Here is a 2,512-nt window from a genome sequence, read left to right as displayed (position 1 = left end):
GGCGAAGCACCATTAAAAGAAAATCTCGCTGCCAATATGTTGGTCCGCAGTGGTTGGCAAGCTAACCCTATTACTGTGCTTGACCCATTTTGTGGCAGTGGCACGGTACTAATAGAAGCGGCATTAATGGCTGCTGATATTGCGCCTGGACTAAAACGTGAGAAATTTGGTTTCGAAAATTGGCAGAGTCACAATAAAGCAATGTGGCAGGTTATTTTTGACGAAGCTCAAGCGCGTGCAACATTGGGCAAAACGCGTTGTAAGCTTAAATTTTACGGGTCAGACATCGAACCTCACCTAATTTCTATCGCTAAGCGTAATGCTGAGAATGCTGGTGTTGCTGAATTAATTGAATTTAGCGTGTCAGATGCGCTCGACGTAACACCTCCTGTAAGTGAGGGCTTTTTGATTTCTAACCCGCCTTACGGTGAGCGTTTGGGTAATGTGACCGAGCTTTTACAACTTTATTACCAACTCGGTGATAAGTTTAAAAAAGAGTTTGGTGGCTGGAAAATTGCTATGTTGTGCAGTGATGTTGAACTTATATCATCGCTTAAACTAAAAGCTGACAAGCAGATGAAAATGTTCAACGGCGCATTAGAATGTGCTTTTAACATTTATACCTTACACGCAAACAGTACTCGTCGAGATGTACCTGAATTGCCTGAAGGTGTTGATATTATCGATATTGCGCCAGCATTTGCTAATCGTATTAAAAAGAATGTTAAACAGTTTGAAAAATGGGCTAAAAAAGAGCGTATAGACAGTTATCGTTTATATGATGCTGATTTACCTGAATACAACGTCGCCATTGATAGATATGTCGATTATGTTGTTATTCAAGAATATTCAGCTCCAGCAACTATTCCTGAAGCTGTGACTAAACGTCGTATTAGTGATGTGCTATTAGCGTTGCCAGGAGCGTTAGGGATTCATCCTGATCGTATCACCTTGAAAACTCGTGAACGTCAGAAAGGTGCTAATCAGTATCAAAAAATTGACGAACGTAAAGTTGAAGTTATCACTGAAGAATATGGTGCTAAATTTAAACTTAACTTAACCGGTTATCTCGATACGGGTTTGTTCCTCGATCACCGTGTTACACGTAAACTGGTTGGCGATAAAGCAAAAGGCAAAAATGTCCTTAATTTATTCGCTTACACTGGGTCTGCATCAGTACATGCTGCGATTGGCGGAGCTAAATCAGTTACCACCATCGACATGTCTAATACCTACATCAGTTGGGCCAAAGAAAACTTTGCCTTAAATGGTTTGTCTGGCGCTAAATACGACTTTATTCAGGCAGATTGTTTGCAGTGGATAAAAGATAATAGCCAGCAGAAATATGAACTCATTTTTATCGACCCACCGACGTTTTCAAATTCAAAACGTATGGAAGACAGTTGGGATGTGCAACGCGATCATGCTGAGATGTTAGGTGGCTTGATTAAGCTGCTTTCTCCAAATGGCGAGCTTATTTTCTCGAACAACAAACGTAAATTTAAAATGGATATCGAAGCGTTGAACCAAGCTGGTATCGACGTGACTAATATCGACCATTTATGTTTACCGCTGGATTATAAACGTAATCCACATATCCATAATGTGTGGCTACTGACTCATGCTAAAAAATAGTTCAGTCGCTTATGTGCTATTTCACACCGAGGGTTGCCATCTGTGTGAAATAGCTCAAAAATTGGTTGATCAAACCGCAATAAATTATCAACACATCGATATTTGTGATAACGCATCGCTTGCTGAGCGTTATGGCATGAGCATTCCTGTATTTATACAGGGCGAACGTGAGTTATTCTGGCCTTTCGATGCCGCACAATTACAAGAATTTTTAGGAGTTTAGATTGAGTCTGGTACGCATTAATAATGGCTCATTAGCCTACGGTTACATTCCTTTGCTGCTAAATGCAGACTTTACCATTGAACCTGGTGAGCGCGTGTGTATTGTTGGGCGTAATGGCGCCGGTAAATCAAGTTTAATGAAAGTATTATCAGGTGATGTATTACTTGATGATGGTGAGTTTAATATTGCAAATGACGTTAACGTGAGTCGTTTACAGCAAGACCCTCCAAAAGCAGAAACCGGATCGGTATACTCTTATATAGCAGCGGGTTTGAAAGAAATTGGTGAAGCGTTAGAACAGTATCATCAATTATCACACGATGTTGCAGATGCTAATCCTGAGCAGATGGACCGTATGCTGAATCAAATGCAACGTCTTCAAGAAGTATTAGATCACAATGACGGCTGGCAATTAGATTCACGCATTATCCAAAACTGTCAATTGTTAGGCCTTGATCCTGATAAGCCATTAAATGAATTGTCTGGTGGTTGGCAGCGTAAAGTGGCGTTAGCTCGTGCACTTGTCGTTAATCCTGATTTATTGTTACTTGACGAACCTACCAACCATTTAGATATCGATACCATTGAGTGGTTAGAGCAATTTTTATTAAGCTTTAAAGGCGCTATCGTATTTGTCAGCCATGACCGTGGTTT

General features: G+C 40.5%; 3 protein-coding genes. All 3 read left to right on the top strand.

Going from position 1 to position 2,512, the window contains the following annotated elements; genetic code table 11:
• The coding region (gene rlmKL / locus H5202_RS20550) for a bifunctional 23S rRNA (guanine(2069)-N(7))-methyltransferase RlmK/23S rRNA (guanine(2445)-N(2))-methyltransferase RlmL (RefSeq protein WP_182773700.1) at positions 1 to 1,635 on the top strand (1,635 nt) is incomplete at its 5' end.
• Positions 1,622 to 1,858 (top strand): glutaredoxin family protein, encoded by a 237-nt coding sequence (locus H5202_RS20545; RefSeq protein ID WP_182773699.1) that lies wholly within the window; start codon positions 1,622 to 1,624, stop codon positions 1,856 to 1,858. The genes rlmKL and H5202_RS20545, both read left to right, overlap by 14 nt.
• A 1-nt stretch (position 1,859) precedes the next feature.
• Positions 1,860 to 2,512: ATP-binding cassette domain-containing protein (locus tag H5202_RS20540; protein ID WP_182773698.1), on the top strand; the 653-nt coding region annotated here is incomplete at its 3' end.

This window comes from Shewanella sp. SG41-4 (assembly GCF_014164505.1).
Lineage (GTDB): Bacteria > Pseudomonadota > Gammaproteobacteria > Enterobacterales > Shewanellaceae > Shewanella.
The sequence above is the reverse complement of the archived record's forward strand: the minus strand, read 5'-3'. Positions and strand labels throughout refer to the sequence as shown.